The sequence below is a fragment of the Mucilaginibacter sp. P2_A5 genome (genome assembly GCF_056404995.1).
Genome location: NZ_JBFUCY010000012.1, coordinates 188,488 through 202,565, shown reverse-complemented (window position 1 = coordinate 202,565; position 14,078 = coordinate 188,488). Strand labels below are relative to the sequence as shown.

Annotated in this window: 7 protein-coding genes; 1 reads left to right on the top strand and 6 read right to left on the bottom strand. The window is 44.7% G+C overall.

Annotation, left to right across the window (positions count from 1 at the left end):
• Positions 1 to 367: hypothetical protein (locus AC1DXF_RS12705; protein WP_477449109.1), on the top strand; the 367-nt coding region annotated here is incomplete at its 5' end.
• Positions 368 to 509: 142 nt separating this feature from the next.
• Here the strand turns inward: AC1DXF_RS12705 and AC1DXF_RS12700 are convergent.
• The 6 genes from AC1DXF_RS12700 to AC1DXF_RS12675 form a co-directional block, all read right to left on the bottom strand.
• Positions 510 to 1,637: an acyltransferase family protein gene (locus AC1DXF_RS12700; protein WP_477449108.1), complete on the bottom strand. Its 1,128-nt coding sequence runs from the start codon at positions 1,635 to 1,637 to the stop codon at positions 510 to 512.
• A gap of 187 nt (positions 1,638 to 1,824) precedes the next feature.
• A complete protein-coding gene (locus tag AC1DXF_RS12695; protein ID WP_477449107.1) occupies positions 1,825 to 4,770 on the bottom strand; it encodes a beta-galactosidase in 2,946 nt (981 codons plus the stop codon).
• A gap of 800 nt (positions 4,771 to 5,570) precedes the next feature.
• Complete coding sequence (locus AC1DXF_RS12690) at positions 5,571 to 7,769, bottom strand: alpha-N-acetylglucosaminidase (protein ID WP_477449106.1); 2,199 nt, start codon at positions 7,767 to 7,769, stop codon at positions 5,571 to 5,573.
• A 109-nt stretch (positions 7,770 to 7,878) separates the two neighbouring features.
• Positions 7,879 to 9,357: a RagB/SusD family nutrient uptake outer membrane protein gene (locus AC1DXF_RS12685; protein WP_477449105.1), complete on the bottom strand. Its 1,479-nt coding sequence runs from the start codon at positions 9,355 to 9,357 to the stop codon at positions 7,879 to 7,881.
• A 4-nt stretch (positions 9,358 to 9,361) separates the two neighbouring features.
• Positions 9,362 to 12,730: a TonB-dependent receptor gene (locus AC1DXF_RS12680; RefSeq protein ID WP_477449104.1), complete on the bottom strand. Its 3,369-nt coding sequence runs from the start codon at positions 12,728 to 12,730 to the stop codon at positions 9,362 to 9,364.
• 190 nt (positions 12,731 to 12,920) lie between these two features.
• Positions 12,921 to 14,006 (bottom strand): FecR family protein, encoded by a 1,086-nt coding sequence (locus tag AC1DXF_RS12675; RefSeq protein ID WP_477449103.1) that lies wholly within the window; start codon positions 14,004 to 14,006, stop codon positions 12,921 to 12,923.
• Positions 14,007 to 14,078: the final 72 nt, after the last annotated feature.

Genomic DNA, 14,078 nt, shown 5'->3' with positions numbered 1-14,078 from the left:
ATCTATTCGCGAACTTTTCTATCTGATATGCAATGTTGATAGATCCTTCGTTCCTCAGGATGACAGGAAAATTGGATGGCTTATGGGTAGGGACGAAGTATCTATTCGCGAACTTTTCTATCTGATATGCAATGTTGATAGATCCTTCGTTCCTCAGGATGACAGGAAAATTGGATGGCTTATGGGTAGGGACGAAGTATCTATTCGCGAACTTTTCTATCTGATATGCAATGTTGATAGATCCTTCGTTCCTCAGGATGACAGGAAAATTGGATGGCTTATGGGTAGGGACGAAGTATCTGCGGACTTTTCTGTCGGTTATACATGGCGCACAGATCCTTCGTTCCTCAGGATGACAAAAACGTAGTTTATCCAGACTTACGAAGTTTTGAAAACTTCGTAAGTCTTTCGCCGGTTTTTCGTTACTTCCTTCAAAGATTCCGGATGCCGATTGTACAGTTGTTTTTCTGGCGTATGATAACATTCTTAAATAATACTTTTTCAACCCACTATATTTTAATATATATCTTCCTCTTATCCAACACATAAGCCACCAGCCAGCACAGCATCATGTAGCAAATGGCAAATACCAGTGTGCCCAGTGCACCGGGGAACACCCGCTGGTAAAATACCTGGTTTATCCAATCGTAAAAACTCAGTTTGGGGGCTACCCATATGGTTTGAAAAACGGTAAGCAGCAATTCCGACAGCAGATAGATGGCTAATGAATTACGCCCAAGGATGAGGAAAAAGTTGGTTCCGCGTTTTACTTTTTCTATTTCGATAACAAATATCAGCAGGCCCAATATAGCAAGGTCGATACCGATGGTGAGTAGCGAAAAAGTGCTCGTCCACAATTTTTTGGCTATCGGGAAAAACTGACCCAGGAACAAGGCCGATACAATAAGCACCCCGCCAAACATCATGAGCTTGGCCACGGTTTCGTAAGTTTTACCTTTACGCTGTATGAACGCGCCGGCTAAAAAGCCGCCTATCACATTTACTATCCCTGTAAGTGTGCTTAGCAAGCCTTCGGGGTCAAAAGCTATGGGGCCGCCTTTATCGTGGTATAAGTGATCGTTGCCCAGCAATACAATATCCAGTTTAGTGCCGGCATTGCCCAGCATGGTATATTCTTTTCCTGCCTCGCCAAATAGCATTAAAAACAGCCAGTAGCCAATCAGCAATAAACCCGAGATGATAACCGCTGTTTTTTGAGAGCAATAATGCACAATCAAGGCGCCAAAAAAATAACATAAGGCTATGCGCTGCAATACACCCATGATGCGGGTATGGCTTAGCGGGTTAAAAGCCCAGCCATCGACAACGCGATGGAAGAACGGGAACCAGTACATGAGGTACCCCAATAAAAAAATGATAACCGTACGTTTAAATATTTTGCTGATAAACGCGGCATCCGATTCAAACTTCTTTTTCGAAAAACTTAGCGCGTTACCCACCGCGAACAGGAACGACGGAAAAACCAGGTCGGTTGGTGTAAAACCTATCCATGAGGCGTGGTCAAGCGGCGCCCACACGTTTGCGCCCGAGCCGGGGGCATTTACGATGATCATGAAACAGATGGTCATCCCCCTAAAAATATCTAATGCTGTAAACCTTTCAGTACTTAGTGCCATGTTTTATTATTTATTTATTTATTGACTATACGCTATTTGATTCAAAAAGGCCCGGTGCAGTGGGTTCCCCTCTCGAGAGGGGCAGGGGTGTGTTATAGCGCGTTCAAACACACCCCTGCCATTACACCATTCCTGCCCGCCCCCTCTCCAAAGGGGAATTTAAAACCAAATAACGATTACTCATTGATTATTTAATATCTGTATTTGTTTGTGTTGTAGTGCGTCCTGCTTCCGGTTCGGCCACTATCCGTGTATCACCGGGCTGTTTCCCATCCTCGTCATAAATCACCAGTTTGTTTAAGCCTGTTTTCAGCCAGCATTCAGGAATGTACAAACTGGTAACCTGTATCTTTTCGGGGTATCGGCCAATGTTATGCCCATTAACCCATACCGAGCCATGCTCCAGCCCCTTAGGCTCAAACCGCCAGATAAAGGTTTTCCCTTTTGCCTGTGGTACGATAAATGTTGACCGGTAAAAGCAAGGCGCATTGATTCTACCCTTGCCGGTAAATTTTTGCCAGCCTTTTACAGCCAGCGCATCGCCGGGGCCGCCTTTCATTTTCCAGCCGGTTACCGCCGGTGCATCGCCAATGGCATTAATTTTTACTGGCTGATCGATACCGCCTTCGTTAGAGTAGTTTTCTATAAATACAGCAAGCCGTATAGGTGCCTTTAACGTAGTTGCATCTGCAATATTCACTTCAAAAGGCTGGTTCCAGCCGTTGTGTTTAAATACCTGTTTGCCATTAATGAATACTGTAGCATTTTCATCAACGCTTTTAAACTGCAGGGTTATTTTTGATGTACCTGCGGGCTGTTGTGGTATAATTGTGGTAAACCAGCCGTATCCTTCCTTTAAATTAAAAACATCGGTGTTTATTTTATAGGGTTTAAATATAGCGGTATCAAACGCCGGCGGCCCTTGTTTAACATCGCTTATTTTATTGGCCCTGGCAAAATACCAGTTGCTTAACTCGCTGATAAACGGACCTCCTTTTTTGATGAGAGCCGGACCAAACACACCTTTACTATCTACCTCATCAATCGGCCCAAGATAAGCTGCTAACTTATCCCTGCCATCATGCGCCGCAAAAATGGCGAGGGTATGTTTGCCTTTTTTCAGGTCGAGGGTTAACTCTCCGTCAGCAAGTTTCCATTGGGCCACCGGTTTGCCATCAACAAAAGCCTGCCCCCTGCCGCCGCCTTTTACCTGCAAGGTGTATTTACCTGCAACCGGGGTTGTAAGTGTAGTACGGTACCAGGCACCGGCTGTTACATCGCCGTCGGCACCCATCGGTGCCGGATTTTTTGATGATAGCCATTTGCCTGCATTATAATTTACAGCCGCCGGCTCCGAGGCATTTTTAACCTCCCAATTATTTAGCGCAATAGTTTTGGGCTGATTGACAGTTACTGATGGAATCTGTTTTACAGGCACCGCTGTTTTATCCGTGTAAATATAAACCTGCTCTTTTTGATGTGCCAACAATGGCTGTTCTGTATCTGCTGAGAACTGGCTGCCCAAAACAGAGGCTTCTCCTAAATAGGCGGCACCTGTAAATATGTAGTTTTTTCTGTCGATGGTTTCGATATAGGTTTTATCTGTTAATGCCCTGTTCATGGCTAAAATACGAATGGTTTGCGTACCCGTTTTAAAAGTATATTCCTGCGGTTTGTTTTCATCCCGCATCAACTGGTTAACACTCACCTCATCGCCATTAATTTTTACATTTGGGTTTTCTGTCGATGCCTTTCCATTGGCTTTAAAATATAAAGACAAGGGCGATCCGGCTTCGGCATCCGTAATAACCGTAGTGGTATTACCCTGCCTTACAATGGCAAACACCCGGGTTAAAGCCCAGTTCAGCATCACCTCATCATTAAGCTTATAGTTATGGATCAGCGGATAAATCTCGCCGGGTAAAACACTTACCTTTTTATCAGTCAGGTTTTTATCATCAATATCCAATAGTGTAGTTATAGGTTGCTGCCCCGTGTTATCCAGAAATATGATCGCACCGGCAGGGCTTCTGCGTGCGCTTACTTTTAAGTGAGGCTCCGAAACAATATTGCTGTAAGCAGCATTATTGTCAACACTATTCTCCAGCACCTCTTCAAAACTACGGCTAAACCAGGCTGCCCGCTTAAAGGCATAGTATATTGGACGCAAATCGCCTGCCTGGCCAATGGCCGCGCCATAATCGTATGATGCAGCGTCCTCGTCGTTATTGGTGTACCCAAAGTTCGATCCGCCGTGCACCATGTAATAATTATAACCATTGCCGCCATTGGCGATGATCTTCCAGGTGCGCCTGTCGTAAAGCTGGTCGTCGCCCGGCTTGGCGCCGTATTGCGAGTACCATACACTCCAAAACTCGGTAGAAAACCATGGGTTTGGCCTTGCCGCGTCATCCAGTTTGCCATCACCTGCCGGATCACTGGCGTGGTGCAGGCCGCTAAAAAAATAAGGCACCTGCAGGCCCATACTCAGCGCTTTGGTTTGCAAATGTTTAAAATAGCCATCGGGCATAACGGTACCCCACCCTTTCGGGTGCTCATTCTCCAACTGCACCATTATCACCGGCCCGCCTTTGTTTACCTGGTTATTCATCACTATAGGTAAAAGGTGATCAAAAAACCTGTCGACATATTTTTCAAACAAGGGATTATCTTCCCGAACACTCAGGCCTTTTTTAAACTTAAGCCAAATGGGGTAGCCGCCGTTATCCCATTCAGCACAGTAATACGGGCCTACGCGCACAATGGCGTATAAGCCCAGGTTTTTTACCTGTGTTAAAAACAGGTTCAGATCACGGTCGCCGGTAAAATCAAATTTGCCTTCCTGCGCTTCATGAAAGTTCCAGATGGTGTATATCTCGATACAGTTAAATCCCGCTCGTTTAATGCGCAGCAACCTATCGTGCCAAAGCTGGTGGGGGATGCGGGCATACTCCAACCCTGCCGATACAATGAACGTGCGTTTGCCATTTATTAAAAAGCCTTTGCTGTCAAAATTGATATAAGGTTTGGCGGAGGTGGATGGCGGGAAAATATGGTCGTTACTATCCTGGGCTTTTGTATTGAATGCCAGGCAAATCAGGATTGTTATAAAGAGGTATATATTTTTGATCATTTGGTTATGATTCAATGTTTTTTGTTGTTGTGACTACAATTTTCCTTTTTGTCATCCTGAGGAACGAAGGAGCTATTTACCGCCCTGCATGACCGATAGAAAAGTTCGCGAATAGATCCTTCGTAACGCCATGACATATACTATTTTCCTGTCATACTGAGGAACGAAGTATCTATCAGCCTTGCATTACCGCCAGAACAGTTCGCGAATAGATCCTTCGTTCCTGCCATTGACACATTTGTAACTGACTGATTATCAATTGTAAAAAAAAGTGTCATTTGCAACGCGATCATTTGTGCGCAAATAAAGATTACTCAGGATGACAGTTTTTATTTTTTCCCGATGACTGTGTCCCCACAGGCATCTTCCCCCGATACGCTCGGCTTTGAACGCAGGCGACGACTAACCCCGGCTACGCTGCACTGGCCGACCCTCTCTCCGGCTTACGCCGCATAGAGGGTGAAGCTCGTTTTTTTCTTATCTTTTTTTTTTTGATGCCTGTGTCCCCACAGGCATCTTTCCCGACATGCTCGGCTTTGAACGCAGGCTAAGACTCACCCGGCGAGGCTGCGCCCGCCACCCTCTCTTCGGCTTCGCCGGAAAGAGGGGCTTGAAAATTTATTATTTATTTATTTTTTCTAATATATTTATACTTAGCATTCAAGCCCCTCTTTACACCGCAGGTGAAGAGAGGGTGGCGGGCGCAGCCTCGCCGGGTGAGTCTTAACCGCCATGCGATACGCGCCATATTTCCTTCAGAATCCATGGATTTTACCATTCGTTATGAACAAGCAGCTTAATCAATAAGCCGCCTGCAACACCAAACCATTATATTTTGCAAACAAAGCCTTCGCCTTATCTACCCCGTCGCCTTTGGCAACATCAGTATAGGCATTATCGTGCTTGTTTACCCATTGCCATTCCCAGTTTTTTACCTGGGCGTCAAATGCTTTGGCATCAAAGGTGGCGCCTGTGGCCATGGCTTTGTTTAGCTGGCTAAAGTATAATTCCCAGCGTTGTTTGTAATAGCCTTCTATTAAGCCTGCCCATTGCCGGTTGGAGTACTCGCTCAATCCGCTTTCTTTATCGCCCCAAAGGGTTACCAGGTCGCGGGCGTTCAGCTCATACAGTTTTTTTTCTTTATCGGTAATGCCGTTGGCCCTGGCTTCGTTAATCCATTTGCCCAGTAAAAAATCTTTACGGGTGCTTAGCAAATCGTCCATATCATCCATTAGCTGTAAAAAGGTGGTGCTATATTGTTTAAACGCTTCCTTATCGCCACTTTTATAGGCCGCGGCCATTTTTTGCTGCAATGGCGATGCATAATTTGCCAGCACCTGCCGGGTTACATCAATCAAATCGTACTGATAGCCGTCGCTTTGTTTCAAGCTATCGGCGGCGTTTACCAATAAAGCCCAGGCTTTGGCCAGTTTTAGGGGATCATAGCTCAGTTTGGTTAAAACCCTGTCGATAGTTTTGTGCATGGTTGGCCTGGCCACAATAATCGATTCGGGGCCGCCCTCGCTCAGGCCGCTGCTGTAAACCGTGTTCAGTAATATATCCCATGCTTCGGCTGCGTTGGCATTGGCTTGCGCGTAGCGCCTGTGGGCATAATTATTTATCCAGGCATCAGCATCAATAGGCGTATCGCGCCAAACATTCTCCAGCATCAGGGCAAACAAGGCCGGGTTTTGCTCAATGCCTTCGGGGGTTATGCCTATGCCTACCATGTTTTTTGATTCGGGGTCATGCAGGGCAATGGCCGGATCGGCAGCCACGTGGCGCATGCGGCCAAACAGACTGATGTTGCCGCCAAAGTTTTGCAGCATACTCCAGATCCAGGGCTTGCCATAGTAGGCTTCGGTACGGTTCCATACCGGGTGCGAATCGCTGTACAAATCAAGTACGATCATCTGGTCGTTAGGCACCGCGTTCAGCAAGGCTTTGATCTGTTGCGGCTGCCAGAATTTATTGTTGTAATGGAACATCCAGCCCTGCATCACCCAAACAGCTTTTGGGTCGGCAGCAGTCATGGAGCGGAATACTTTTTTGCTCATCCCATCCAGGTAGGTTGAATCATTGGTGGGCGGCACGTTCTCGTTAAAAGTATCGGCCGAGTACAAATGATCGGTACCAAACTCCTTGTTTTGAGCCTCGATATATTTTTTGCCGATGGTTTCAAACATTTCGTCGTCCGGGTCAAGAATATATACATCCGGAAAACCGGCATCCCAATTGGTTTTTTTAACCTTAGCTTTCGGGAACCTGTCTTTAAACGATGGCGGCACGTGCCCTGTAAATGACGATAGTACTGGTTTCATCCCAAATAAACGTTCGCGCTCCAGGATCTTTTTTTGCAATGCCCTATGGCTATCCATCCAATGCTGTGGCAGCGGACCGCCCCAGGCGTCAATGTTGCCCATCCAAAACCAGGAGAAATAGGCAGGTCCGCAAAAAAATGCGTCCAGTTCTTTATTGGTAAAGCCCATGCTTTTGTATACATCCTGCCAAATGGCTTCTTCGCCGGTAATGGCCAACGGCATGTTGATACCGTTCAGCGCCATCCAGTCAATCTCTTTTTGCCAGCGGGCCCAGTCCCACCAGGCCATGGTATAGTTAAATGTGCAATAGTTAAGGTAATAGCGATATTGATACGGCGTGGTTTTATGTATTTTAGCAGTAACCGCAGGCAAGTTTGCAGGCAGGTTTAAATTGGTACCGTTCCAGCCTATATCGCAAAAGCAATAGGTTTTAAGGTAATAATTTAAAGCTGCAGCTACAGATAGCCCGTTGTTACCACGCAAAACTATTTTACCATCGCGGCTATCCAGCTCAAACGTATCTTTATTGTCATCTGCCGTTATTGGCTCAACCAGGAACGCACCTGATTTGCCGGGGATGATACGTTCAATAAACTCATACGATGCTTTCTGATCAACCTGGGCATAGGTGTTTAAACTAAATGCGGTAACAATAAGTATCAATAAACCTTTTTTCATTATTAAAGCTGGTTCTGTTTGTATAGGGTGTTATATAAATAAAAATGCCGGTAGCCAAACAAATCGACTTAACAAATCAGTTCGGCTACCGGCATTTAATCAATCATTTTTACTTAAAGTTTGGATTTTGCACCAAAACGCCTTTACTCTTATCAATTTCTACCTGTGGTAATGGGAAATAATAATTTTTAGGGCGAACAAACGTCACCGTTTTAGATTGGTCAATAGGCGCTTTTGAAACTGCCTTATTGTATATGGCTGCAATATCAACAATATTTTTCTTGTCCCAGCGCATCAAATCCTGGTGGCGCTGATCTTCGCCGGCAAGTTCAACACGGCGCTCGTGAATCAGTTGTGTCATGCCAGCGCCTACAACCGGCGGCAACAATGTTGATGCCCGGCGGCGCACCTGGTTTATCAATACATCTCCTGCACCTGCACCCTGTGTACGGATAAGCGCCTCGGCTACCAACAGGTAAATATCGGCCGACCGCATCAATGGCACCGCGAAGCTATGGTCAACACCACCGCCATCGGCTGCTGTGTTAAATACAGCATACTTTTTAAAAGCAAAGCCTGTTGCCGACAGATCGGCAGTAAAGGTAGTTAAACCATTACCATCGCCCAGGTCAACCTTATCGCCAACAGTTAATAAAGTTGCTGCCTTACGCGGATCGTTAGCTTCAAACTCGTTTGCAAGTCCCTGTAAAGGCTGGCTAAAACCGTAACCACCCCATGGGCGTGGGATGTAGTAAACGGTAAAGTCGTTTTGTACTACGTTTTGTACTGCCTGGATAGAGAAAAGCAACTCGGTGCTGTTTTCATTTGCGCGGGTAAAGTTATCAGAATAGTTAGCAGCCAATGCATAGTGCGAATTGGAGATTACTTTTTGGCCGGTTGCAATAGCTTCCGGTAATTTTTCCCAGTACATATACAGCTTGGTTAGCAATCCCAGCGCAGTGCCTTTGCTTACACGGCCACGGTCGGCCGCGCCATAGCTTTCGGGTAACAAATCAACGGCTTTCAACAAATCGCTTTCTATTTGCTTGCGTACTTCCTCAATAGGCGATTTAGGAACGTTAAAATTTAGTTTGGTGTAATCATCCTCGGTAATGATAGGCACATCGCCATGAATGATCATTAAACGCCAGTAGCCAAAGGCCCTTAAAAAATAGGCCTCGCCCATACTGCGGTTTTTGACACCGGCAGATATAGCGGTGATTTTAGGGATGTTGATGATACAATTGGTTGCGCGGTTAATTTCTTCATATCTCCATTTCCATGGGTACCTGATAGCTGCGTTTGAAGCATCGTAAGTTAAATTTTCAATACCTTCATCCTCACCGTGGTCGCCCGAGCGCCAGTAATCGTCAGATGGGGTATCAAATGTAGCTTCTGCGTGGCCAATGTAATCTTCTTCCGGCAAAATGCTGTAGATACCGGTTATAGCGTTAACAGCATCGGTTTCATTACGAAAATAATTTGTAGAGCTGTAAACACCTTGTTGCTTCAAATCAAGTGCCTTTTTACAGCCACTGCTAATCAGGGCAAGCACCGTAAGCATATATAATATTTTGTTCGATTTCATGATCTTATAATTTAACTGTTAAACCGAATGTGATTGTTCTTACCGACGGATACTGGGCTACGTCGACCCCTCTTTGCAGGTTACCATTAGTATAACCCAATTCCGGCGTATAGCCTTTATAGTTGGTTATAAAAAACAGGTTCTGACCGGATGCATAAAGCCTTACGCCTTTTAAGGTGGCCTTCTTAGTCCAGCTAATAGGGAGTGTGTAACCTAAAGTGACGTTTTTAAGGCTCACATAATTTCCGCTTTCCACAAATAGGTCAGATGTGCGGTAGTTATCGTTTGCACGGTCAAGCGACATCCTGGGGATAGTATTGCTTGTACCGGCGGCAGTCCAACGCCCTAAGTCTTCGGCATACAGGTTAAAGGGATAAGTAGGATCTATACCCTGCATCCTATCGGCATTGTACAGGCTTACGCCAAACACCCCGGTAAAGTTTGCCGAAAAATCGAAACCCTTGTAGGATATACTACCCTGCAAACCGGCTGTAACATTTGGGTTAGGATTGCCAAGGTTTGTACGGTCGTTACCATCAATCTGGCCATCACCATTTAAATCAAGAAAACGTACATCGCCAGGTTTGATATTGGCTTTACGCGAGTCATTTTTAAGGGCCGGGTCATTATCAATATCAGCCTGGGTTTGATACAAACCATTGGTTTTCCATCCATAAAAAGAAGCAATTGGCTGGCCCTGGTAAGTTCTTGAAATTTCCTGGCTTGAGCGGCCATAAACAGTTGAACCTACAAATGTGCCTTCGCCATTTAATTTGGTTACCTTATTTTTGATGAATGAAGCATTTGCGCCAAAGGAATATTTTACCTTATTACCACCCTGGTAGTTAACCTCAAACTCAACGCCATGGTTGTTCATGGTACCAATGTTCTGGTTAGGGATAGATACCGAGCCTGCTGCTCCTACAACTGGTGGTGATAAAAGCATATCCTTGGTATTTTTGTTAAACCATGTTAAGGTTGTTGATAACTGGTTATTTAAAAATCCGGCATCAACACTTACATTGGTCATAGCCGTACGCTCCCAGGCAATGTCGGGGTTGGCAAGGCTATACACCGCCGCACCGGTATAACCTGTGCCGCCAAACGTGTAACCATTATTTTCATAGGTGCTGCCAAGCTTAATTAAGCTTGCGTATTGAAAGGTGCCTATATTTTGGTTACCTAACTCGCCATAACCGCCGGTTAGCTTCAGGTTGCTTATCCATGATATATTTTTGATGAACTGCTCGTTTGATAACCTCCAGCCCAAAGAGAATGCCGGGAAATATCCCCATCTTTTAGTTGGTGCAAATTTTGATGATCCATCTGCGCGGAAGGTTACTGTTGCCAGGAACCTGCCATCGTAATCATAAAATAACCGCGCAAAACCCGATTGCAGGGACGATTGATCAGGAACCACGCTTGAATTGAACTGGCTGTTACCAAGGCTTAGTACCCGTTGATCTTCAGAGGTATCATCATATCCTAATCTTGAGGCGTTGAAACCATATGTTTTAAAATTTTGGTAGGAGTAACCACCTGTAAACGTTACATGGCTTTTGCCAAATACTTTATCGTAGGTGATAAATGACTCCAGCAATTGCGATGATAATTCGCCCTCGGTTTGTGTTAACGACGACGTGGTATTTTGCCTTGCCTGGTTTACATCGGCAACATTAAAATTGTACGACCGGTTTAAGGTTCCATCGTACGCGTAGTTTACGCGCAGTTTTAATTCTTTTAAAAATGAAATCTCGGCAAAAGCATTAGCAAGGGCACGGTATTTTTTGTAAAACCTATCTGCCTCCTGGATGGTTGCATACGGGCTGTTTATATCGCCCAGCTGGTTTGCGAAAGCCTTTGATGTGCCATAAGAACCATCGGCATTAACCAGTGGGATGGCAGGGTTAAAGCGCAGTGCCGAAAAGATTAAACCCGTTTGCGAATTGTTATTGTCAAACGCATTGTTATTGGCGTAGCTCAACTGGATGTTCTCGCCCAACTTTAACCAATTAGTTACCTTATGTTCTGAATTAATACGGGTGCTGAAACGTTTAAAGTTAGTTTTATCGATAATACCGTCTTCGTTATAAACAGCGGTAGAAAAATAATAAGTTGATACATCATTCCCGCCGGTGATATTGATATCGCCGTTGGTTACATGGCCGGTTTTCATGATGGCCCGCTGCCAGTCGGTTCTTTGAGTGGAATAATAGGTATTGTTCCAGGGTGCCTCAATAGCAGCGCCATCGTTGGTATAACGCTCTCTTTTTAATTTATAAAGGTCGGGCGCGGTTAGCAGGTTCAGATACTTGGTGGTGTTTGAAAAGCCGTTATAAAAGTTAATATTGGTAGCTAATTTTTGATTGTAAGTACCTTTGCGGGTAGTAACCAACACAACACCATTGGCAGCACGCGTACCGTAAATAGCCGCCGCCGAAGCATCTTTCAATATATCTACCGATGCGATATCGTTAGGGTTGATATCACTTAATGCATCAGGATTACTTGTAGGTACACCATCAACAACCACAAGCGGATTGGCATCGTTGATAGTACCTGTACCACGGATACGGATACTTGGCGCGGCGCCAGGCGAACCATCGTTACGTACAATATTAACACCACTGGCACGGCCATCTAAAGCCTGGGCGGCAGATGCTACCGGCAGGTTTTGAATATCTGCGCCTTTAACACTGGCTACCGAACCGGTAACATCCATTTTTTTACTGGTACCGTAACCTACCACAACCACTTCGCCCAAAGCAGATGGCAATGCCGTCATGACAATGTTTAAAGGCTGATCACCGGCGATGGTCACGATTTTTTTCTCGTAACCGATATAACTAATCTCCAATACTCCTTTATCCGGCGCGTTAATCACAAAGTTACCGTTAACATCGGTTGTGGTGCCCAGGTTGGTTCCTTGCAGCCTGATGTTTACGCCTATCAACGCTTCGCCTTTACTATCTACAACTTTGCCTTTTACAAGCAGCAGTGTATTGGCAGTTTCGGGGGTTGATATGATTACCACGTGGCCGTCGGCCATTTTATAGGGCAGCTTATTATCCATAAGCGTGCTCAACACCTGTTCGATAGAAGCGTTTTTAACGTCCAGGTCAACCTTGCCCAGCTTTTTTAGCGCGGCGTAGTTGTAAAAGAAACGGTAATCGCTTTGTTTCTGGATTTTGGTAAGTATAGCACTCACCTCGGTTTGCTTAATGCTGAGTGTGAATTTTTGTTGCGAGTATACACTGGCCGAAACCTGCATACATGTAACCAAAATTAGAAAGAAAACTGCTTTCATTAGCAAAATAACTTTAAGGCATACGGGGGCATATGGACTTGCAAATGCCCTTGTTGTTTTTTTCATTACATTTGTTTTGAAAATTAATGGATAGAGTAAGCTCGGTTCCAACTCGCTTACTCACAATGATAAATCCCAGATTTTTGCGGGGAAGAGTTGCACCTCTTCCCTTATTTATTTATGGGTTTTCAGGAATCTGATAAGTAATTGTTTCTCTTCATGTGCTGTTTGTTTAGTTAGTATTAGTTATGTTGTTTTATTTTTTAGCCTTGTATGATAAGTAAACCGTATTGCCATCAATTTTTGATTGTAAGGGCACTATCTGCCTCAAAAAATTAAGCGCGGTATCAAGGTTTTCGTTTTCAAGCACGCCGCTTATTTGCTCTTTTTTTAATGCATCGTCGGTAAATACTATCCGCACGTCGTACTTGCGTTCCATTTGCCGGGCTACATCTTCAAAATCATTATTAGCAAACATAATTTTGTGGTCTATCCAGGCATTTTCTGCATAGGCATCGTTACTGATGACGGGCAGGGTGGCTACTTCATATTTTATTTTGGCAACGGCTGCTTTAGCCGGCTGGTTAGCGGCACTTTTTACCGGGTTATTAATGGTCAGTTTTTCGTGGGGCGATAAAATGATCTTTTTTTCGGGATCGTCGGCCAATTCAACCTGCACTTTACCTTTTAGTAAAGTAGTTTCGGTTGTTTTGTCGTTACGGTAAGCCTTAACATTAAATACTGTGCCTAAAACTTTTACCGTAAAGCCGGCGGTATGCACCAAAAATGGTTTCTTCGGGTTTTTGGTTACTTCAAAAAAGCCCTCGCCTTCCAAATTAACTTCCCTTTGCCCGGCCTGGAAAACCGAAGGGTACGAAAAATGACTGCCCGCATTCAGCTTCACTTTGGTACCATCTGATAAAATAACCTGCATCATTTCACCAAAGGGCACATCAATCTTTTTTGTTACTGCCGCGTTAAGCTCCTGTTTTACCTGCCGGTTGTAAAATAAAAAGCCAAACAAAGCAAGTGCGGCAACAGCAGCGGCGGCGCCCATCCATCTCCAGTTAAATGATTGCACGTTGCCGGTCAAAATTTCGGTTTCGGCACCTTCGGAGTTTTTTATTTTAACCCAAAGTTCGTCAAGCTTATTGTTTATGGCTGTTTCCGGTAAAACGGAATCAGTATTTTTAAGGGTACCTGTTAAAGCCTCGGTTACCTGCTGAATTTTTTTATATCCCGGATACTGTTTTAAAAACACCTCCAACTCCGCTAATTCCTCTTCGCTGGCCGATCCGTCCATCTTTTTAGCCATCAGCTCAATAAACCTTGATTTTCCCATAATTTAGTCGATCTGGTGTAAGGACACCTGGCAACTTAAATTTTCCTAAAAGAATTTGAAATAAATTTTAAA

Bases quoted from the DNA above. Each gene is read 5' to 3' on its own strand.
- AC1DXF_RS12700 (WP_477449108.1), bottom strand. From the start codon at position 1,637: ATGGCACTAAGTACTGAAAGGTTTACAGCATTAGATATTTTTAGGGGG.
- AC1DXF_RS12685 (WP_477449105.1), bottom strand. From the start codon at position 9,357: ATGAAATCGAACAAAATATTATATATGCTTACGGTGCTTGCCCTGATT.
- AC1DXF_RS12675 (WP_477449103.1), bottom strand. From the start codon at position 14,006: ATGGGAAAATCAAGGTTTATTGAGCTGATGGCTAAAAAGATGGACGGA.
- AC1DXF_RS12680 (WP_477449104.1), bottom strand. From the start codon at position 12,730: ATGAAAAAAACAACAAGGGCATTTGCAAGTCCATATGCCCCCGTATGC.
- AC1DXF_RS12690 (WP_477449106.1), bottom strand. From the start codon at position 7,769: ATGAAAAAAGGTTTATTGATACTTATTGTTACCGCATTTAGTTTAAAC.
- AC1DXF_RS12695 (WP_477449107.1), bottom strand. From the start codon at position 4,770: ATGATCAAAAATATATACCTCTTTATAACAATCCTGATTTGCCTGGCA.